This window comes from Empedobacter sp. UBA7252 (assembly GCF_002472765.1).
GTDB classification, from domain to species: domain Bacteria; phylum Bacteroidota; class Bacteroidia; order Flavobacteriales; family Weeksellaceae; genus Empedobacter; species Empedobacter falsenii_B.
The window spans coordinates 1-16,499 of the sequence record NZ_DKSQ01000007.1 but is presented as its reverse complement, the minus strand read 5'-3'; the positions used below and the strand labels follow the sequence as shown (position 1 = coordinate 16,499).

Here is a 16,499-nt window from a genome sequence, read left to right as displayed (position 1 = left end):
AAGCTTTTTTTATGTCTTAATATTTTTTATTTCACTTGTCTGGAAACGATCCACGAAACTAAGCTTCCCAAACCTAAAACAGTTACAATAACTGCAACAAAATTTTCGACAGAAAAGATAAATGGAAATGGAACAGTTGGCGAAGCCATAACCAAACCAAAATCTATTTGTAATAATCCAATAACAGAGGCGATTAATAAACCTGTTGTCATCGCGATAAGGGTGATAATAAAACCAGTTTGAAAGAAAATATTACGAATGTTTTTTCGTGATAATCCAAAACTATACATCGTCTGAATTTCTTTCTTTTTATCCAAAATCAAGATAATAATTGTTCCTGCCAAATTGAAACATGCAATGATAATGACTAACGTAAAAATCAAGTAACTGATTAAATTTTCCATATTCATTACTTTTAAGAAAGCTGAATCTAAATCTTGTCTGGTTTCGATTTTATAATGAGAACCTAATATTTTTTGAAGTTGAATTTTTACTTCGTTAAACGATTTTTTTCCAGTCGTTTTTACCTCAATCGAATAACATTGATTTTCGTTTAACAACAATAATTCTTGCGCCAAACCTAAAGTTGTAAATATGTGTTTGTCGTATTGTTCGTTCAAAATAAACACGCCAACACTGTACGCATCTTTGCGTGTAAAAGCATCGCTTTCTTGTTTTATTAGACCTGTTCCAGCTTTTGGCATCATCAAATCTGCTGGCGTTATCGGATCGATATAAAGTTGCAAACGCTCTGCAATTCCATTCGAAACAATAAAATTATCATCGCGATTAAAGTCTAAATATTGTCCACCATAAATTACCGTATCTAAACGTGTAATTTTGGTGAAATTTTCGTCAACACCTTTCAAATAGGCAATATCTTGCTTTCCTTTGTAATCGATGTAGACTTTTTCTTCGATGATTTTAGAAAAAGCTTTGACATCTTTTTGTTGCTTCAATTGATCCACAACAAAAGTTAAACTGTCCAATACTTTTCCTTTCGAAGGTGATATTTTAATTTCAGGATTTACATTGCTATAATACTTTAAATTCATTTTTTCTAATCCCGAAAAAACGGATAAAATAATAAATAAAGCCGCTGTAGCAACCAGAATAGCACCAACAGCAATCGATGTAATAATGTTTACGGCGTTTGTATTCGTTTTCGAAAAAATGTAGCGTTTCGCAATGTAAAGTGAAATGTTTCTCATTATAAGATTGGATTATTTCCTTCTCCTCTTAGCGCTTTGTCGATTTTATCCATTTCGTCTAACGAATTATCTAAAATGAAAATTAATTCTGGTGTAATACGCATTTGTTTAGAAGCACTTTTTGATAAAATTCCTCTAAATAATGGTGTATTAACTCTAATTTCTTTGAAAATTTCGTCTTTTTGAGTACTTGGAAAAATACTTACATAGATTTTAGAAACGCTCAAATCTGGTGTTACTTTTACTTCTGTAACACTAATCAAATTTCCAGGGAATTCCTTTACAGCCCATTTTCTAAAAGCTTCTGCTAATTCTTCTTGAAATAATTTACTTACTTTTTGTTGTCTATTGCTATCCAATTTTATTCATTTTTATGAGACTGTAAAATTACTGCATTTTTTCGTGATTAAAAACATTGATGAATTGAATTAAGTTCTTTGTAAATTTGTTTTAATGAAAAAAGATATCGAAACTTCAGAAGATGTTGCTTTATTGGTAAATACGTTTTACGATAAAGTGCAAAAAGATGATGTCATTGGTTACTTTTTTTCGGAAGTTGCAAAGGTAAATTGGGACGAACATTTGCCGCATATGATTCAGTTTTGGGAAACTGTTTTATTAGGAAAAGCAACTTTTGAAGGTTGGCCAATGCGAACACATTTGGTTTTGAGTCAGAAAGAGAAATTAAAACCGCATCATTTCGAGCGTTGGATTGAATTGTGGTACGGAATAATTGACGAAAAATTTGAAGGAGAAATAGCAAATGAAGCAAAAAATAGAGCAAAAATTATGCGTGATTTAATTCTTTTCAAAATTGACCAAATGGAACAAAAACAAGGGTTTATTCAATAAAAAAAATGCAGCTTCATAAAAGTTGCATTTTTTTTGTATAATTTGATTAATGATTGAAAAATTATTTCGCAATCATGATTAATTTTTTATTGATAAACTCCATAATTCCAGCTTTAGAAAGTTCGCGTCCGTAACCCGAATGTTTCACACCACCGAAAGGTAAATCTGGGCTTGAAGAAACTTGTTTGTTTACGTAAACCATTCCCGAATCTATTCTACGAGCGATTTTCTCCGCATTCGGAACATCTTCTGTATAAATAGAAGCACCTAATCCGTAAGGCGTATCATTCGCAATTTTGATTGCTTCTTCTACATCCTTCACTTTCCAAATACAAACTACAGGTCCAAAAACTTCTTCGTCATAGGCCTTCATTCCAGGTTTTAAATCTGTTAAAATTGTTGGTTGTAAAAAGAACCCATCACGATCAATACGTTTTCCTCCTGAAACAATTGTTGCTCCTTTATTAGCTGAATCATTAATTTGATCCAATAATTTTTCTAACGCGCTTTCCGAACTTACAGGTCCCATATTGGTGTCAGCATGTGTAGGGTCGCCAACTTTCATTCCGTTTATATAGTCCGTAATTTTTTTCAAATATTCATCGTAAATACCTTCTTGTACTATAATACGTTTCGAAGAAGTACAAGCTTGTCCAGCATTACGTAAACGACCGTTAATGGTTCCGTTCATCACTTTTTCGATATCCGCATCATTCAAAACGATCATTGGATCAGAACCACCAAGTTCTAAAACCGAAGGTTTTACATTTTTACCAGCGATACTTGCAACCTCTGCACCAGCAGCTTCTGAACCAGTTAAAGATACACCAACAATTTTTGGATTATTAATAATCGAATCTGTGTCTTTTCCTGACATCAATAAGTTTTTGTACAAACCTTTTGGAGCGCCAGCAGCAGTAAACATTTCTTCGAAAGCGATTCCACATTGCGGAATATTAGAAGCCGTTTTCAAAACAACTGTGTTACCAGCCATAATGTGAGGCCCAGCAAAACGTGCAATTTGAGAAAAAGGAAAGTTCCAAGGCATGACACCTAATAACACACCAATAGGTTCTGAAACCACATAAGCGTCACCTTTTTCTGTTTGTATAGGAACATTTGCCAAGAATTCTTCTGCATTATCAGCGTAATATTCGATGATATTTGCACTATAATCAATTTCGATTTCACTTTCATACAATGGTTTTCCCATTTCTGTTGTAATCAAAGCAGCTAATCGAGCTTTTTGCTTACGCATTTCGTTTGCGACACGTTTCATTACAGCTTTTCTTTCTTCGAAAGATTCGAATCGCCATGTTTGATATAATTCGTTTGCGTCGTCTATATATTGATTGATTTCTTCGCTTGTGTAGGCTTGAAATTCTTTTTCGATTTTACCTGTAGCAGGATTTAATGTTCTGATTGAACTTGCCATTTCACTCTTTATTTAATGTATACAAAGTTGTAGCAATTCTCGTTCCTAACAAAACTTTTAGGATAAATAAAACTGATAGTTGATGAGATTTTAGAAGGTTTGAACAATAAAGTAAGTATAAATGAACAATAGAAATTAGAAGAATGATTATTTATCTAAATCAGTTGCTGAATTTGTTCGTGATAAAAACCAAATTGTTCCGTTTTTACTTTTCATTTTTTTATTTGCTAAAATAATTCCTAATATTAATCCTGTTAGAATGAAGATAGAACCAATAATTAAATTAGAAATTGATTTATTTTGAAAATAAATCAACAATCCAATTATGAAGCCAATAATAAAGGGTGATATAAAGATTTGAATCCAACCATAAAGTTCTGCAATAAATTCTAGATTCTTTTTCATAAAGTAAATATTTATGATTGATTAAAATTATCAAATCTTAATAGAACAATTCGTTCAAAATAAAATCATTCTTTTAAAACGGTAAATTATCGTCGTCGTTGTTCATCGAACTTGTGAATTCTCCGCCGAAATCTCCAAAAGCATCAGAAGGATCGATAGCAGATAAATTCATTGCACTTCCCATTTCTTGAGAACCATCATTCATCGAGCTTTGAATTTCGAAATCTCCACCAAATGAAGTTTCTAAATCGGTAAATTTAGCTTGCTCATTAATGAATCGTAGACGCACATTTTCTAACGCACCATTACGGTGTTTAGCAATGATAAATTCGGCTTGACCAGCGCAAGGTTCACTTTCATCATCCCAATATTCTAATTTATAATATTCGGGACGATAAATAAACGAAACGATATCGGCATCTTGCTCAATCGCTCCAGATTCACGTAAATCCGATAATAATGGACGCTTGCTTCCTCCACGAGTTTCTACCGAACGAGATAACTGCGAAAGTGCAATAACAGGAATACTTAACTCTTTTGCGATTGCTTTTAAGGAGCGCGAAATCATCGAAATTTCTTGCTCACGGTTTCCATTTGCTTTTCCACCAGCAGTCATTAACTGTAAGTAGTCAATCAAAATCATTTTTACACCATGTTGAGAAACCAAACGACGCGCTTTTGCTCTTAAATCGAAGATAGAAAGGGCAGGCGTATCGTCAATGTAAAGCGGTGCATTTTCAAGACCTTTTACTTTTGTATATAATTGTTTCCATTCGTGATCGGCTAATTTTGCTTTACGCAATTTTTCACCCGAAATTCCAGTTTCACCCGAAATCATACGCGTAATCAACTGAACAGAAGACATCTCTAATGAAAAAACAGCAACTGGAATATTTTTGTCCACCGTCATATTTTTCGCCATCGAAAGGATAAAAGCGGTTTTCCCCATACCAGGACGAGCGGCTAAGATAATCAAATCCGATTCTTGCCAACCCGAAGTAATTTTATCAATTTCTGTAAATCCAGAAGATAAACCAGACATTCCTTCTTTGGTAGATTGGGCTTTAATTTTGTCAATCGCTTCTGTAACTAAATCTCTTGCTTCCGAATAACTACGCTTGATTCCACCTTCTGTAATTTCGAATAATTTCGATTCAGAATAATCCAGTAAATCAAATACATCGGCAGTATCATCGTATGATTTTTCAATGACTTGATTCGAAATTTCAATTAAACGACGAAGAATATATTTTTCTTGAATGACACGAGCATAATACTCCACGTGTGCAGAAGAAGAAACTTTTTGCGTTAATTGAATCAAATAATAATCACCGCCAACACGATCTAATTTGCCTTCACTTTTCAACTCATTCGAAACCGTTAATAAATCAATAGGTTCTGAATCGTTAAATAATTTTTGAATGACAGCATAAATCGCTTGATGCTCTGGACGATAAAAAACTTGCGGTGTAAGAATGTCAATGACTTCATCCAACCCTTTTTTATCAATCATCATCGCACCAAGTACAGCTTGCTCTAAATCAACAGCTTGTGGAGGAAGTTTACCTTTCTCTAAACCAATGACATTGTGCTTGTTAGCTGGTATTTCGGGATTATAATTTGCTTGTTCCATAAGAGTTTCAAAATTAAATAAAAAAACGAGATATAACTAATTTTATATCTCGTTTTAAAATTGTATATTCTACAATAAGTATTATTGTAAAACAATATTTTATCCTGAAAATTCTCCGAATTTGATGTAACGTTCTTGACGTTGTTGTTGTAATTCTTTTGGAGAAAGTTTTTTCAATTCGTTGTAAGTGTCTAAAACTTTATTTTTCAAGTTTGTGTACGCAACTTCTGGTTTGTAGTGTGCTCCACCAAGCGGTTCTTGAATGATGTCTTCAATTAATCCTAATTCTAACATATCAGGACCAGTTAATTTCATTTGCGAAGCAGCTTGCTCTTTGTAATCCCAACTTCTCCATAAAATTGTAGAACAGTTTTCTGGTGAAATTACAGAATACCAAGTGTTTTCTAACATGAAAACTTTGTTCCCAACTCCAATTCCTAATGCTCCACCTGAAGCTCCTTCACCAATTACAATTGTAATGATAGGAACTGTAAGTTTCAACATTTCGTAGATGTTTTTAGCGATAGCTTCACCTTGACCTCTTTCTTCAGCTTCTAAACCAGGATATGCACCAGGAGTGTCGACTAAAGTCAAGACAGGAATATTAAACTTTTCTGCTAACTTCATCAAACGTAAAGCTTTGCGGTAACCATCTGGATTAGACATTCCGAAACGACGATATTGTCTTTCTTTGGTATTTTTTCCTTTTTGTTGACCAATAATCATAAAAGTTTGACCATTGATTTTTCCCATACCACCAACCATTGCTTTATCATCAGCAAAAGTTCTATCTCCGTGAATTTCGATAAACGTGTTATCTGTGATCGCGTAAGCGTAGTCTAAAGTATAAGGGCGAGAAGGATGACGAGACAATTGTACACGTTGCCATGGCGTTAAATTACCATAGATTTCCTTCTTTTTATTTTCAATTGCAATTTCAATTTCAACGCAAGCCTGTTTGATGTTAACACCGCTTCCTTCGCCGACGATTTGACAGCTTTGTAACTGTTCTTCTAAATCTTTGATAGGTTGTTCAAATTCTAAATATTCCATACAAAAGTGTTTGTTCAATCCAACAAATATAGAAAAGGTTTTTAAGCCAATTATAATAAATGTCGAATGTTTTTCAGATTTTTTACAAGTATTTTAATTTCAAAAGATAAAAAAGCGTCTACAGATTAGACGCTTTCATCGTGTATTTGATCTAAAATTAGATTTTTTCGATAATCATTGCAGATGCTCCACCGCCACCATTACAGATAGCTGCACCACCAATTTTTCCTCCGTTTTGCTCTAAAACATTTAATAATGTAACCAAAATTCTTGATCCAGAATTTCCAAGTGGATGACCAATAGAAACCGCACCACCATTTACATTGACTTTAGAAGCATCAAGGTTTAATAATTTAGTATTTGCAATTCCAACAACTGAAAACGCTTCGTTAAATTCCCAGAAATCAACATCAGCAGCTGTCATATTTGCTTTTTTCAATAATTTTTCAACCGCTTTAGCTGGTGCAGTTGTAAATTTTGAAGGTTCTTGAGAAGCATCAGCATAAGCAATAACTTTTGCAAGAGGTTTTAATCCTAATTCGTTTGCTTTATCTAAAGACATTAATACTAAAGCAGAAGCTCCATCATTAATTGTAGAAGCATTTGCAGCAGTTACAGTTCCGTCTTTAGAGAAAACAGCGCGCAAACCTGGAACTTTATCAAAGTTTACATTTTTATATTCTTCGTCTTCTTTAAAAATAACTGGTTCTCCTTTGCGTTGAGGAATTTCTACAGGAACAACTTCGTTGTCAAATTTTCCAGCAGCCCAAGCAGCAGCAGATTTTTTGTAAGAATTAATTGCAAACTCATCTTGCTCTTCACGAGAAATATTGAACTCAGTTGCACAAGTATCTCCGAAAAGTCCCATCATTTCTTTGCTGTAGTAATCTTGTAAACCATCGTTCACAATTCCATCTAACAAAACAGTATTTCCGTATTTATTTCCAGTTCTTGCATTTGGTGAATAGAAAGGAACCATCGACATGTTTTCCATTCCTCCAGCAACTACAACATCTGCGTCACCTAAACGAATTGCTTGTGTAGCAAACATTACAGCTTTCATACCAGAGGCACAAACTTTGTTTACCGTTGTTGCAGGAATTGTATTTGGTAAACCTGCTTTTATCATTGCTTGCTTAGCAGGTGCTTGTCCTTCACCAGCTTGCAATACATTTCCCATATATACTTCATCAACCAAAGATCCATCTAAGTTGATTTTATCTAAAGCTCCTTTAATAGCTGTTGCGCCTAAATCTGTAGCTGGAACGTTAGATAAACTTCCCAAAAAAGATCCCATTGCTGTACGAACAGCTGAAACTATTACGACTTCTTTCATTTAATTTGTGATTTGTTGTTTTTATTATGATAACTTAATAATGCAAGATATAAAATTTATAGTAGTATTAATTTGATTTACTTTTTAAAGATTTTTTAAATTTGTTATTGACTTAATATAGATAATTGATTTTTTTTGTTAAAATGATAATTATCTTAGAATAGAATATTTTTTGAAGAATAAAATGATTAAAATGCTGAAGAATAAAATGATATTATTTGGTTTGATTTCGTGTTTTGTAATTACAATCGGAAATGCGCAAACCTTTGATCAAAAATATTTTAAATCAATTTTAGATTCGCTTACGTCAAATTCGTTTGCTGGCAGAGGTTATGTAGAAAATGGAATGACAAATGCTGGAATTTATTTACAAAACGAATTTCAAAAAAATGGATTGAAGTCTTTTTCTAATCGTTATAATCAAACATTTACTTTTCCGATTAATATTATCAAAGATGCAAAACTGAAAATTAATGGAAAAGAATTAAAATATGGAATTGATTTTATTGTAAAACCAATTTCTAAATCAATTTCGAAAACCAATTCACCTTTTTATATTTTTGACACAAAAGCCTATGTGGAATCTTTTCAGTCGAAAGATAAAACGAGGGATTTTATTGTGAAAGATGATGAATCGCAAAAAGGAAAACATATTATTTTGCCGCCTTTAGTGACTTCTGTAGATTCTATTCAGAAATATTACAAACAATGGGCGAATATTTATGAGAAAAATGAAAATAAAAATCGAGCGATTTTTAGATTTACATCAGATAAATTGACTTCAAGTCTTAGTCAACGACAATCTTCTATTTCAGAATTTATTATTTCGGATAAATTTTATTCTAAAAATTTAAAAATAAACGATTATTCTATTGATTCAGAGTTAAATAATTCATTCGAAGCAAATAATATAATTGGTTACATTGACGGAAAGAACAATGATAGCGTAATTGTGATTTCTGCTCATTATGATCATTTAGGGAAAGTTGGACAAACTATTTTTCCTGGAGCGAGTGATAATGCGAGCGGAACTGCAATGATGATGGCGCTGATGAAGTATTATTCAAAACATCAGCCTAATTATAGAACAGTTTTTATGGCTTTTGCAGGTGAAGAAGCGGGGATTTTAGGCGCAGATTATTATGTTAATCATCCTCTTTTTCCATTGAATCAAATCAAATTTTTAGTCAATTTAGATATTATGGGAGCGGGCGATCAAGGAATTCAAGTTGTGAATGGTAAAGTTTTTAAAAATCAATTTGAAAAATTAGTTGAATTCAATCAAACAAATAAATACCTAAAAGAAGTTAAAATTCGAGGAGAATCGTGTAATTCCGATCATTGTCCGTTTTATTTGAAAGGTGTTCCGTCGTTTTTTATTTACACATTAGGAGGAAAAGGTTTTTATCATGATCCCAATGATACAGCTGAAAGTTTGGATTTGAGTTCCTCTGAAAAAGTATATAATTTGTTGAAAGCTTTTATTGATAAGCTATAAAAAAATAATCCGTTCAAAGTGAACGGATTACTAACCAACCTAAACTACTATAAAAAACTCTAAAAAGTAAAAAGAGTGCGAGTAATTCCAAACTTCATAAATCAATTTCGTTATACTCGTTGTTACTCTTTGTCTTACTATCTATGAATAAATTATTTGACACTGCAAATGTCTAACTTTTATGTCTTGTTTGGAAAAATTGTAAAAGATTTTATTTATAATAGTTATAGAGAATATTTATAATAAACGTTTGTTGTCGGATATTAAACTTTGTATTAATTTGTTAAAAATAAACAATAATAGTTAAAGTGTAATTGTATGAAAGCGTACTTTAACACCTTTTTAACTATTTGTTTACGAAAATATGATGAAATGATAAGATTTGAAATCTTTTCAACTAAATTTGATTTTTGAATCGTAAAGACTTCATAAATTTAAACAAATTTTAAACCAAAACGCCAAAATGAGACTTTTTTTATTGGTTTTTTCCTTACATATTGTGTTATTTGTTGATGCGCAAAATGTTAACCCAAATCAAATTCGAACAAAAATTTACGATACTATTTTACAAGATATCCAAAAACAAAGTTTAGAATTTCCGAACAAAAAAATTGTGGTAGATCCTACGATTAATAAGTTTGAAGATTATAAAATGGACGAATTTGGGCTGAAATTAGATTCGGCGAAATATCTACAAGACACTTCAATTTGTTCTAAATTAACAACCTATAAATGCGTTTCGAAATTTGAGATTGATAATTATTCGATTACCAATGTTTACAAAGATGAAGCAGATGCGTTATATCCTGACTTTTATGGGATTTATGCACCAATCGATTCGTGGTACAATTTGATTTATTATGCGGCTGTTAATCATTTTGAGAAGGATAGAGAATTTCAATTTAACGTCTTAATTCCAGTTCGAAATGTGCAAATGAAAAATAAAACGATGAAGGAAAAAATGTTCTTTTATAACGTTTTGTTTGATGAGCAATTTAAGATTCTAAAATTTGAAAAATTATTATTAAAACATTAAAATTCAATCAGAAAAGTTGTAAATTAGCAAGACTCAAATTTTTAATTGATGTTAAACGTTAGCGCTTATATAGACGAGCTTTTGCAGTTATCAAAAGGCAATTTACGGATTTGCCGTATGAATTGGTGGCTTTTAAAATACGAAGATGAATTTGAGAAAGCAATAGAACAAACGTCTTGTAAAAAGTGGCAAAGATGGCTTTATAATGGAGAACATCCATATCCATGTGTTTGTCCAAAGCGCGAAAAATTATGCGTTTTTATCGATTTATATCGTGAATTGGATCGTTTGACACAAGTGCAACGTTTAGAGAATTTTTTTCACGAATATTTTCAAAAATTTGAGTTGATTAAAGATTCAAAAGAATCTTTAAAAAATTGGATGAATGATATTCGTCCAACGATTTCCTCTATTTATTTATTATTGGATAAGAATGATAATCTAAAAATTAGATTTTATAATTCGGATCCAGTTTTGGAAGTGAATATCAATAAAAATGATTATAAATACACTTTGTTGTGTTTGGATATTTTTAACTACAACATGTATGTAAGAGGCATGTAAATGAAAAGAGAGTTGACAAAATCAACTCTCTTTTTTATGAAATAATAGATTAAATATGGCTTATTTAATTAAACCAATTTCTCTTAAACGCTGAGTCAAGAAATCTCCAGCTGTAATATCTTCAAATTGTTTTGGATTTTCTTCTGTTACACAATCTTCTAAAACAGATAAATCCATTTCAGAAACTGGATGCATAAAGAATGGAATAGAAAAACGAGATGTTCCCCATAATTCTTTCTCTGGATTAACCACTTGGTGAATTGTTGATTTTAATCTGTTGTTTGTGTGACGAGATAACATATCACCAACATTAATCACCAATTCGTCGTCAGCAGCAATAGCATCAACCCAAGTTCCATCGTGACGTTGCACTTGTAATCCACGACCTTGCGCTCCCATTAACAATGTAATCAGGTTAATATCACCGTGGGCACCAGCACGAACTGCATCTTTAGGCTCTTCTGTGATAGGAGGATAGTGAATTGCTCTCAAAATAGAGTTTCCGTTTTTTACTTTATCATCAAAGTAAAACTCGTCTAAACCTAAGAATAAAGCCAAAGCACGTAAAACGTAAACTCCTGTTTTTTCTAATTGTTTGTATGTTTCTTCACCATAAGTGTTAAAACCTGGAACTTCATTTACATCAACATTTTCTGGATAGTTGTATTTCGCTTTATCTTCTTCAGATAAATACTGTCCAAAATGCCAAAATTCTTTCAAGTCACCAACGGTTCTACCTTTTGCATGTTCGTTACCGAAAGCTGTATAACCGCGTTGACCACCAATTCCTTCAACTACATAACTTTGTTTTGTTTCTGTAGGTAAAGCGTAAAATTCGCGAACGCTTTTATATAAATTTTCAACTAATTCGTCAGATAAAAAATGTCCTTTCAAAGCAACGAATCCTATTTCTTCGTATGCTTTACCAATTTCGTTGACAAATTTTTGTTTTCTTGCAGGATCATCAGATAAAAAGTCTGCTAAATTAACCGATGGAATTCCGTTTTGTGACATTTATATTTTTTATAAAATTTCTTCTGCAAAGGTATAGAAAGATTTCTTTTGTGAATAATATTGTTAATAACTTTTTTAATCAACTGTTGGTTTGATGCAAAACTAAGTCGTTTAAATGGTTCTAATTGTTTAAAATATTAATTATAAGTAAAATATGATTTTAAACATAGGTTTTGATAATTTCTATCTTGATAAATATAATTTATTAAAATTACATTATAAATAGTTATTAATAATAGTTGTTTTAAATAATATGAATTAATTTTAAGAATATGAAGAAATATTTATTTGTATTTTTTGTTTGTATTAGCATAATGTTGTTTTCACAAGAGTCTATAAAAACTCCTTTGATATATCTAAGTTGTAAAAAAGTTGAACAGAAGGGAAATGAGGAGTTGAATAAATGTTTTAAACAAAATTTTAGAAAAGATTTTTATAAAATGGTAAGTACGGAATTAAGGTCGAGAAACTTAATTACAAATTATCTTCTTAAAGCTGAATTCAATTTTACTTTTGATGAAAATGGTGTAATTTCTATTTCTGATTTTGAAGGAAGTGAGGATACGAAAGATATCTTAGAAAAGTCTTTATTTAGATTAAATGAGAGAATTAAAGGAGGTAAATATAAAATTATTCCAGCAAAGAATAATGAAGGGAAATTTATAAAAACCACTATAAAAGTTCCATTTCAATATGCATTTGTGAGAAGTTAATTATTAATCTTCTTTCTAATCGTTATCAATCATTCTATATTTGCAAAAATATTTATGATGAAAGATCAATTTTTTCAATATATACAAGACTTACAAAATAAAATTATTACTAAACTTGAACAAGTTGATGGTAAAGCTAAATTTTTAAGAGATAGTTGGGAACGCGAAGAAGGCGGCGGAGGTCTTTCATGTGTTTTAACTGACGGAGCTGTTTTTGAGAAAGCTGGCGTTAATATTTCAAAAGTTTATGGAGAATTACCAGAAACAATGCAAAAAGCGTTAAATGTTTCGTCAGGTAAATTTTTTGCTTGTGGATTGAGTTTGGTTATTCATCCAACAAGTCCACATATTCCGACGACTCATGCGAATTGGAGATATTTCGAAATGTATGATAAAGATGGAAATATTGTCGATCAATGGTTTGGAGGAGGTCAAGATTTAACACCGTATTATTTGGATGAAGAAGATGTGATGCATTGGCATACAATCTGTAAAAAAAGTTGTGATGCGCATGATGTGGCTTTTTATCCGAAGTATAAAGAGGAATGTGATAAATATTTTTGGAATACTCATCGTGAAGAAGCCCGTGGAATAGGAGGTTTGTTTTTTGATTACTTGAAACCAACTTCAGAAAAAACAGTTGAACAATGGTATGATTTTGTAACGGAAGTAGGAAACTCATTTTTAGAAGCGTATATTCCGATAGTTGAAAAGCACAAAAATGATGAATTTTCTGATGAACAAAAGGAATGGCAAGAAATTAGAAGAGGTCGTTATGTGGAATTTAATCTAATTCATGATAGAGGAACTTTATTTGGTTTGAAAACAAATGGACGAATAGAATCTATTTTGATGAGTTTGCCAAAACATGTACAATGGCACTATAATCACCAACCAGAAGAAGGTTCGGAAGAATATAAATTAGTCGATGTTTTGAAACATCCAAAAGATTGGATTTAATCAATAAAATATAAAATGCCTGAACATTTGTTCAGGCATTTTTTTAATCTTCTCTCGATCCGTCATCTGCCATTCTGACCATTTTAGGTGTAAAAGTAGCCACAACATCAACCAGATCTTGTTGTGCAGCCATTACTTCGTGAATATCTTTATACGCCATCGGCGCTTCATCTTTTCCGCCTCCAATTAGTGTAATTCCAAAATCATTCAAATAATCGTTTATCTTGTTTTGTGATAATGATTTAATTGCTTGTGTTCGGCTCATCTTTCGACCAGCACCATGAGAAGCCGAATGAATAGAATTTTCTTCACCTTTTCCGCGAACCAAAAATCCTGGCGCAGTCATTGAACCTGGAATAATTCCCATCACATCTTTAGAAGCTGGTGTTGCACCTTTTCGATGAACAATTACTTCTTCGCCATTGTAAATTTCTTTCCAAGCAAAATTATGATGATTTTCTACTTTAGCTAAAACTTCTGCACCGATAGATTTTTTAATTTTTTGATGAATAATTTCGTGACAAGCCGAAGCATATTCACCAGCCAAATTCATCGTAATCCAATATTCTTGACCTTCTGCAGAATCCAAATCCAAATAAGCTAAATTTTGTGCTTTATAAGGAAGTTTACAAATTTCTTTTGCAATTTTTGTATAATGTCCAGCGATTGTAGCACCGAAACCTCTCGATCCAGAATGCGTTAATAACGCTAAATACGAACCTTTTTTGATGTTCAGTTTCTTATCATCTTCTTTGAAATCAATCAGACCAAATTCTACAAAATGATTTCCTCCTCCAGAAGAACCCAATTGCGACCACGCTTTATCTTTTAAATTTTGAATAAATGAATTTGTTTCGAATTTTGCATCATCCAAAATCTGATGTTCGGCTTTGTATTGACCATGAAAACCATGTCCTGCACCAAACTTTGTGTTTTTTATTAAAGTTTTTTTTAAAGAATCATGATGCTTAAAATAATAAGAAGCAGGTAAATCATAAATCGATAAAGCCATTCTACATCCAATATCAACGCCGACACCATAAGGAATAATTGCATTTTTTGTTGCTAAAACTCCGCCAATCGGTAAACCATAACCTTGATGAGCATCTGGCATTATTGCGCCGGCAACTGTTACAGGAAGTTTCATGGCTACTTTCATTTGTTCTAAAGCACCATCTTCAATATTTTTTGCACCATAAATGTTGAAATCGTTCGGATTTTCATTCAATTCAATTAAGTTTTCATCTTGTTGAGGTAAATGAATTCCATTGATAAAACCATTTGCAAGCGTTTTGAAAATTTTATCTTCTAAGAAATCTTGTGGCGAAGACAAAACTTGCGCATATTTATCAAGCATTTCGGCTTTTGTATAACCATTTCTTTTTCGGTTAATTTTTAAGGCAATTCCTAAAATTTCATTCTCAGGATAACCCAAGGCAATCAAATCAATTCCATTAATTGGTTTGTTTTGTTGTTCGGTTGTTTTCATATAATTTGGTTAGAATATTATTTTGTAAACATTGTTTTTAGTTCATTTAATACATTCGACCCACCAGAAATTGAGATTTCTCCTACTTTATCAGCAATTTTTTCGATGTATTCCATCTCTTTCAATTTCCATAATGTTTCGTTTTCTTCCATTAATTTTGCTGTATTCAACAAGCTTCTTGTTGAAGCAGTTTCCTCACGACGCGTAATCGAATTAGCTTGAGCCGTTTTTTCGGCAATCAAAACACGGTTCATAATTTCTCTTATTTCTCCAGGAAGAATAATGTCTTTCATACCTGCGTCAATCAATTTTAGACCAATTTCTTGGAATTCAGCTTGATATTTTTGAATGATATAATTCGTTACCGAATTTTTATCTGACATCAAATCATCAAAATTCATGTTTCCAATAAATTCTCTCAAACCTAATTGAATCGCTTGATAAATCATTTTTTCGAAATCTTTGTTCGATTGATAAGCGTTTAACAAATCAGTAATTTGATAATTTACCATAAAATTGATTCGTAATTGCGCTTTATCTTTCGTCAAAATTTCTTGTCCCGAAATTTCAATTGTTTGCGGACGCATATCAAAAGATACCATCGAGATTTTAACTTCGTTGTTGTAAAATAGGTATTCACCAGCTTTTAAAACCGAATCAAATTCATTGTCTTTAAATAAAATTCCTTCGAAATATGGCGCAACAGAAATGATACGAATTGCACCAGCTTTTCTCAAAATATCAATTTCTCTTTTTGTTAAATTCTTAATTTCGTCAGTAGAATTCAAGTCAAATTTTATAGCTTTTAATTGAGTCGAATTTTTCCAAATCATCACGTTTTTATTGTAAAAAGAATCATAGATTTGATTGTTTTTGTAAATAATCAACACTTCGTTATGTAATACTTCGATAAAATCTACCATATTTTTTAATGTTTCATTTTCCAAAATCATTGCGTGGAATTTTTCATCAATTATTTCGTTGATGTTTAATTTTTCGATGTTTTTATTAAAGAAAATCCAATAATTTCCTTTTGAGTAAATTTTATCTACTTCGTTATTTTTGATATAGATTCCAATTTCTTGGTTGTTAATTGCTAATTTTTTCATTTTATTATTTTTTATAGGTTTTTACTATTTTTTTTGTCATTCTGAGCCTGTCGAAGAATCTTTATTATGAGATACTGAAACGAGTTCAGGATGACTATTTTTTAATTCTATTCTCGATACAATTTTTCTTTATTTTCATTTCGAAAAATTACTCGAATTGACGAATTATTGTCATTCTGATTTCTATGACA

General features: G+C 31.6%; 16 protein-coding genes. 6 read left to right on the top strand and 10 right to left on the bottom strand.

From position 1 onward, the window contains the following. Positions 1 to 26: 26 nt before the first annotated feature. Both B2X73_RS01855 and rbfA read right to left on the bottom strand, forming a co-directional pair. On the bottom strand, positions 27 to 1,211 hold the full coding sequence (locus B2X73_RS01855; RefSeq protein ID WP_221855976.1) for an ABC transporter permease: 1,185 nt from the start codon (positions 1,209 to 1,211) through the stop codon (positions 27 to 29). Beyond that, a complete protein-coding gene (gene rbfA / locus B2X73_RS01850) occupies positions 1,211 to 1,570 on the bottom strand; it encodes a 30S ribosome-binding factor RbfA (RefSeq protein WP_038334637.1) in 360 nt (119 codons plus the stop codon). The genes B2X73_RS01855 and rbfA overlap by 1 nt, the downstream gene beginning before the upstream one ends. A gap of 94 nt (positions 1,571 to 1,664) precedes the next feature. On the opposite strand from rbfA, the gene B2X73_RS01845 reads away from it, so the two are divergent. Continuing rightward, positions 1,665 to 2,063 carry a group III truncated hemoglobin gene (locus tag B2X73_RS01845; RefSeq protein ID WP_019975256.1) on the top strand — a complete coding sequence of 133 codons (399 nt, stop codon included), beginning with the start codon at positions 1,665 to 1,667 and terminating at the stop codon, positions 2,061 to 2,063. Positions 2,064 to 2,124: 61 nt separating this feature from the next. Here B2X73_RS01845 and B2X73_RS01840 read toward each other — a convergent pair whose 3' ends face one another. From B2X73_RS01840 to B2X73_RS01820, 5 genes are all read right to left on the bottom strand, one after another. Next, positions 2,125 to 3,498, bottom strand: coding sequence for an NAD-dependent succinate-semialdehyde dehydrogenase (locus B2X73_RS01840; RefSeq protein ID WP_219034703.1), 1,374 nt, complete (start codon positions 3,496 to 3,498; stop codon positions 2,125 to 2,127). A gap of 147 nt (positions 3,499 to 3,645) precedes the next feature. Continuing rightward, positions 3,646 to 3,903: a hypothetical protein gene (locus B2X73_RS01835; RefSeq protein ID WP_125349038.1), complete on the bottom strand. Its 258-nt coding sequence runs from the start codon at positions 3,901 to 3,903 to the stop codon at positions 3,646 to 3,648. Between the two features lie 73 nt (positions 3,904 to 3,976). Further along, positions 3,977 to 5,536, bottom strand: coding sequence for a replicative DNA helicase (gene dnaB, locus B2X73_RS01830; protein WP_115001280.1), 1,560 nt, complete (start codon positions 5,534 to 5,536; stop codon positions 3,977 to 3,979). Between the two features lie 99 nt (positions 5,537 to 5,635). Then, positions 5,636 to 6,589 carry an acetyl-CoA carboxylase carboxyltransferase subunit alpha gene (locus B2X73_RS01825; RefSeq protein WP_038334644.1) on the bottom strand — a complete coding sequence of 318 codons (954 nt, stop codon included), beginning with the start codon at positions 6,587 to 6,589 and terminating at the stop codon, positions 5,636 to 5,638. Positions 6,590 to 6,746: 157 nt separating this feature from the next. Then, positions 6,747 to 7,925, bottom strand: a complete 1,179-nt coding sequence (locus B2X73_RS01820) for a thiolase family protein (protein WP_115001279.1) — start codon at positions 7,923 to 7,925, stop codon at positions 6,747 to 6,749. A gap of 193 nt (positions 7,926 to 8,118) precedes the next feature. Here B2X73_RS01820 and B2X73_RS01815 point away from each other — a divergent pair, with 193 nt between their 5' ends. The 3 genes from B2X73_RS01815 (at position 8,119) to B2X73_RS01805 (ending at position 11,023) form a co-directional block, all read left to right on the top strand. Further along, positions 8,119 to 9,423, top strand: coding sequence for a M28 family metallopeptidase (locus B2X73_RS01815; RefSeq protein ID WP_291049058.1), 1,305 nt, complete (start codon positions 8,119 to 8,121; stop codon positions 9,421 to 9,423). 463 nt (positions 9,424 to 9,886) lie between these two features. Then, the gene (locus tag B2X73_RS01810; RefSeq protein ID WP_125349041.1) at positions 9,887 to 10,459 is read left to right on the top strand and encodes a hypothetical protein; all 573 of its coding nucleotides are present in this window, start codon (positions 9,887 to 9,889) and stop codon (positions 10,457 to 10,459) included. A gap of 117 nt (positions 10,460 to 10,576) precedes the next feature. Beyond that, complete coding sequence (locus B2X73_RS01805; protein ID WP_115001277.1) at positions 10,577 to 11,023, top strand: hypothetical protein; 447 nt, start codon at positions 10,577 to 10,579, stop codon at positions 11,021 to 11,023. A gap of 60 nt (positions 11,024 to 11,083) precedes the next feature. On the opposite strand, the gene B2X73_RS01800 is transcribed toward B2X73_RS01805, so the two are convergent. After that, positions 11,084 to 12,037, bottom strand: coding sequence for an isopenicillin N synthase family dioxygenase (locus B2X73_RS01800; RefSeq protein ID WP_125349043.1), 954 nt, complete (start codon positions 12,035 to 12,037; stop codon positions 11,084 to 11,086). Positions 12,038 to 12,309: 272 nt separating this feature from the next. On the opposite strand from B2X73_RS01800, the gene B2X73_RS01795 reads away from it, so the two are divergent. Then, positions 12,310 to 12,750, top strand: coding sequence for a hypothetical protein (locus B2X73_RS01795; protein WP_125349044.1), 441 nt, complete (start codon positions 12,310 to 12,312; stop codon positions 12,748 to 12,750). Between the two features lie 57 nt (positions 12,751 to 12,807). Further along, entirely contained in the window at positions 12,808 to 13,710 is a 903-nt protein-coding gene (hemF, locus tag B2X73_RS01790) for an oxygen-dependent coproporphyrinogen oxidase (RefSeq protein ID WP_115001274.1), read from the top strand. 43 nt (positions 13,711 to 13,753) lie between these two features. Here the strand turns inward: hemF and B2X73_RS01785 are convergent, their stop codons facing one another. Continuing rightward, positions 13,754 to 15,199: an RtcB family protein gene (locus B2X73_RS01785; protein ID WP_291050565.1), complete on the bottom strand. Its 1,446-nt coding sequence runs from the start codon at positions 15,197 to 15,199 to the stop codon at positions 13,754 to 13,756. A 17-nt stretch (positions 15,200 to 15,216) separates the two neighbouring features. Next, positions 15,217 to 16,308, bottom strand: a complete 1,092-nt coding sequence (locus tag B2X73_RS01780) for a slipin family protein (protein WP_219034698.1) — start codon at positions 16,306 to 16,308, stop codon at positions 15,217 to 15,219. Between the last annotated feature and the right edge of the window lie 191 nt (positions 16,309 to 16,499).

Bases quoted from the DNA above. Each gene is read 5' to 3' on its own strand.
- B2X73_RS01855 (WP_221855976.1), bottom strand. From the start codon at position 1,211: ATGAGAAACATTTCACTTTACATTGCGAAACGCTACATTTTTTCGAAA.
- B2X73_RS01845 (WP_019975256.1), top strand. From the start codon at position 1,665: ATGAAAAAAGATATCGAAACTTCAGAAGATGTTGCTTTATTGGTAAAT.
- B2X73_RS01840 (WP_219034703.1), bottom strand. From the start codon at position 3,498: ATGGCAAGTTCAATCAGAACATTAAATCCTGCTACAGGTAAAATCGAA.
- B2X73_RS01835 (WP_125349038.1), bottom strand. From the start codon at position 3,903: ATGAAAAAGAATCTAGAATTTATTGCAGAACTTTATGGTTGGATTCAA.
- dnaB (WP_115001280.1), bottom strand. From the start codon at position 5,536: ATGGAACAAGCAAATTATAATCCCGAAATACCAGCTAACAAGCACAAT.
- B2X73_RS01825 (WP_038334644.1), bottom strand. From the start codon at position 6,589: ATGGAATATTTAGAATTTGAACAACCTATCAAAGATTTAGAAGAACAG.
- B2X73_RS01820 (WP_115001279.1), bottom strand. From the start codon at position 7,925: ATGAAAGAAGTCGTAATAGTTTCAGCTGTTCGTACAGCAATGGGATCT.
- B2X73_RS01815 (WP_291049058.1), top strand. From the start codon at position 8,119: ATGCTGAAGAATAAAATGATATTATTTGGTTTGATTTCGTGTTTTGTA.
- B2X73_RS01810 (WP_125349041.1), top strand. From the start codon at position 9,887: ATGAGACTTTTTTTATTGGTTTTTTCCTTACATATTGTGTTATTTGTT.
- B2X73_RS01805 (WP_115001277.1), top strand. From the start codon at position 10,577: ATGAATTGGTGGCTTTTAAAATACGAAGATGAATTTGAGAAAGCAATA.
- B2X73_RS01800 (WP_125349043.1), bottom strand. From the start codon at position 12,037: ATGTCACAAAACGGAATTCCATCGGTTAATTTAGCAGACTTTTTATCT.
- B2X73_RS01795 (WP_125349044.1), top strand. From the start codon at position 12,310: ATGAAGAAATATTTATTTGTATTTTTTGTTTGTATTAGCATAATGTTG.
- hemF (WP_115001274.1), top strand. From the start codon at position 12,808: ATGAAAGATCAATTTTTTCAATATATACAAGACTTACAAAATAAAATT.
- B2X73_RS01785 (WP_291050565.1), bottom strand. From the start codon at position 15,199: ATGAAAACAACCGAACAACAAAACAAACCAATTAATGGAATTGATTTG.
- B2X73_RS01780 (WP_219034698.1), bottom strand. From the start codon at position 16,308: ATGAAAAAATTAGCAATTAACAACCAAGAAATTGGAATCTATATCAAA.